Annotated in this window: 3 protein-coding genes; 1 reads left to right on the top strand and 2 read right to left on the bottom strand. The window is 63.6% G+C overall.

Annotated elements, in window-relative coordinates; translation table 11 throughout:
* Together ACIKT0_RS15550 and ACIKT0_RS15545 are read right to left on the bottom strand one after the other, a co-directional pair.
* On the bottom strand, positions 1–825 hold an 825-nt coding region (locus ACIKT0_RS15550; RefSeq protein WP_407106237.1), incomplete at its 3' end, for a DUF4198 domain-containing protein.
* Positions 826–991: 166 nt separating this feature from the next.
* The gene (locus ACIKT0_RS15545; RefSeq protein ID WP_407106236.1) at positions 992–1,291 is read right to left on the bottom strand and encodes a hypothetical protein; all 300 of its coding nucleotides are present in this window, start codon (positions 1,289–1,291) and stop codon (positions 992–994) included.
* A 1,858-nt stretch (positions 1,292–3,149) separates the two neighbouring features.
* Between ACIKT0_RS15545 and ACIKT0_RS15540 the strand changes: the two genes are divergently transcribed.
* Positions 3,150–3,343 (top strand): hypothetical protein (locus tag ACIKT0_RS15540; RefSeq protein WP_407106234.1); only part of this gene is annotated, 194 nt, incomplete at its 3' end.

Here is a 3,343-nt window from a genome sequence, read left to right as displayed (position 1 = left end):
TTCGGCGACGCGAACGGCTGGACGCTCGTCCATGACATGGGCGAGCCGGGCGCGGCGGTCTTCCATGTCGGTCGCCTTGACCCAGATGAGGCCGCCCTCCTCCACCGCGACCTCGCGCCCGTCGGGCGAGCGGCCCGGCGCGTCGCCCTCGATCAGCGCCGCGAAGCCCCACCAGCCGCCGCGCGGCATGGCGTAGGAGAACGTCCCGTTGGCGTCGGCCTTCAGGACCTGGGTGACGAAGGCGTCGTTCGGCGCCTTCACCGAGCCGTCATTGATGAACTCGACCTCGATCTCGGCGTGGGGCGCGGGCTTTCCGTTCTTCAGCACGACGCCGGAAAACTGGTTCCCGGTCCACAGCCCGGTCGGCCGCGTCAGCGGGCGGATCTCGACCGGCAGGCCGACCAGCGCGTCCCAGCCCTCGCCGGAGGCGAAGCTGTCGACGATCACCTTGGCGTAGTGGACGATCTGCTTGTTCTCGGCGGGCTCGAAATAGGGTTCCGGCTCGACATAGAAGACCGCCGCGCCCGGCTCGCCCATGTCATGGACGAGCGTCCAGCCGTTCGCGTCGCCGAAGGTTTTGGGGGCGAGAGACGCCGAGAGATCGAGCTTCTTCCCGTCCTTCAGCACGCCCGCCCGCACGGGGCGCTTCATCTCCATCGCCGGCCCGCCGTCAAAGGGGTGCGTGAAGATCATGTCGACCGTGACGCGGCCGCCGCCGGGCAGCACGTCGGCGGAAGGGATGATCTCCTGGAAATGCGCGAGGGCCGGCGTAGAGCCGAGCAGGAGCCAAGCGGCGCAGCGCGTGAACGAGGCGAGACCTGCCACCGCGAGACTCCAGCGACGAACCTAAGGTGTCATCACGCTACCATCTGTTGCGGCGGCCGGCCCCGACCACCCCCGCGGGCGCGCCGGCAAAGCTTCGGCGGCGGCGCAAATCGAAAGACGGCGGCCCGGGGGCCGCCGTCTTCAGCTCTCCTTGGGACGAAAAAAATCAGCGCGCTTCGATTGTGGTGCGCGTGGTCGTGTCCGGCTCGTCGACCTTGGTCTTGGTCGTTTCCTTGGTCACGGAGCCGTCGCTGTGCTCGGTGACGGTCTTGCGCTTCTCGACCGCGGCGTCGTCGTCGGTGCGGATCGTGGTCTGGCGCTGTTCGGTCGTCACCGAGGGCGTGTCGGTGGTGATGGTGGTGGTCTGCGCCTGCGCGGCGCCGCTCGCCGCCAGCGCGGCCGCCACGAGCGCCGCGGGGCCGAGCAGCTTCATGCGGCCAAGCATATCGGTGTTCTTCAGCGTCATATCCGTCCTCCCGGCGGGCCCATGGGCCCGCTCAGCGTATGTGCCCTTCGGGGAGCAAACGCGGGAGGATGGGGAGGGTTCCGGGGGGCGCTGCGGCGGGGCCCAATGCTGCCGCGTTTATGTGGGATCAGCTTCCCTGTTATAGACTTGACGGAGCTCGCATCCTGGAGCGACGGGAGCCTCTGAGCTTTCGCTCAGTCGTGAAAATCAGCGATCGCAAGCGCACGACGACCTGACCCGACGCGTCGCCGGCAAGCGCCTGACTTACAACCATCAAAAAATGCAGACCACGTCTAAACAGAGAGCTCGACCGCCGTGTTCTCGCGGAAGCATCGCGCTAAGAAGCCGCGTTAGGCGTCGACCGCAATAATTTGCGCTTCTCGTTCTGTCGATTACTGCTTAGGCTTCGGGCGGGGTCGAAAAGCGCTCTAAAGGGGTTGCGTCACGGCGCATATCGACCCCTGCGCTCTCCGCGTCTTTTTCTTGGGTCATGCCATGTTTCCTGACGAGGCGCGGTTCATTTGGGACATAGAAAGACTTAGGGAAATCGCCAAATACCCCGGCGCCAAGAACCTTCTCGACGCCTCGGCGATATTGAAGGCTTTTAACTGATTCCGGCCACCCGCTTGTCAACAAAATAAAGAGAAAGCACGGCTTAGACTTTAAATTCAAAATATTCGCTACACCTGGTAAATCAGGAATTGACTCTTTTCTGGAAGATATGCCAGCTAGAGAATATTTAATGTTAGGCTACTTAAACCCTGATCCGTGTATAATCGAAAATCCAAACACTAAACTTGCTTCACTAGACGAGTTTTTGGCAACACCCATGAGCTTTTCCGAAGGAAAGCTTCTTACGGTCAAGGAGATCGTAAATTACGTAGCCAATGTTGGCGGCGGAGTTCATCAGGGGACTCCGTCAAAAAGAGACAACGCCGAGACAATACATGCAACAGCTAACATTCTTTATATAAATGGACATCCATACCCGCTGGAAAGCATCAGAAATATAGTGAATATCGTAATTGAAGCACTAACCCCTATGTACGAACGCTTGCGGGCCTGAGGTCGCTCTGGGGATCCATACTGTAGTCCCATAGCCAATCAGCGGGCATGCGCATCGCCACCTCCCTTACATGGCCATCGTTGATCTGCCCAAGGGCCGCGAACTCTCTACTCTCCTACTTCCCAGTCAGGTCGATCGCGCCGTCTTTCAGATCCTCCTGATGACGTGGATCGAAGACGACAATAGCGTGCATGCCGCCTTCAAGCGCCGGTCTGTCGGGGGGACCGCTATCAGCGCACATTTGGCTATGCCACACGTGAGGCTATGAATTTATTCCTTGACGCCTCCCTTCCCCGCGTGCATGATCCCAAAACCTTCTCCCCGGGGAGGCGCGTCCGGACCGGCCCTTCGCGCGGGATGTGAGGGCGGCGCCTGCGGCGCGGAGGCCGGACCTTCGCGGCTCGGGACGTCGGCCTGGGCTCTCCGGCTGAGGATTGTTGTCGTATCCCCTCGGCCGGTCGAGACGCGATCGCCCGCCCCGCACTAGGACGGGGCCGCGCCTTCGAGCGCCTCAAGGCGCGGGATGGCCTTCGGGTTCGGGCTTCTTCGGGAGCCTTCGGTCCGGATGCCGCAAAGGGACCGACCCCGCAAGGGGCCGCGGGCCGCCCGCGACCGGAGCGCGATCCCCCCGGCCGTCGCGAAACCGCCGCGCGTGGGGCGCCGGGCGACCGGCATTGAAATTTCAGATGCGGTGGCCCGGCGCCCTGCGCCTCCCCATCCGGCTCACGCGGGGGCTTCTTCGCGGGAGACGCCGACGCTCGCGCGCTCCCGCGCCGTTTAGAGGAGGTTCCGGTGGCGCTCGTTCCGCAATCGGTCTGGCCGCGAACGGCCGCCTATGTCGCGCCGCGGCGGGTCCAGCCGGCCGCGCCTGTCGTCCCGCCGGCCCCGCCGGAGGAGGCCGCGAAGACGATCTGGGAGAAGGGCGGCGCCGCGACGTTCGACGTCGACCGCATCGACGAGATCGAGCGCGTCACCAAGCATGACGT

It is taken from the genome of Hansschlegelia beijingensis (genome assembly GCF_045505405.1).
GTDB lineage: Bacteria > Pseudomonadota > Alphaproteobacteria > Rhizobiales > Methylopilaceae > Methylopila > Methylopila beijingensis_A.
The sequence above is the reverse complement of the archived record's forward strand: the minus strand, read 5'-3'. Positions and strand labels throughout refer to the sequence as shown.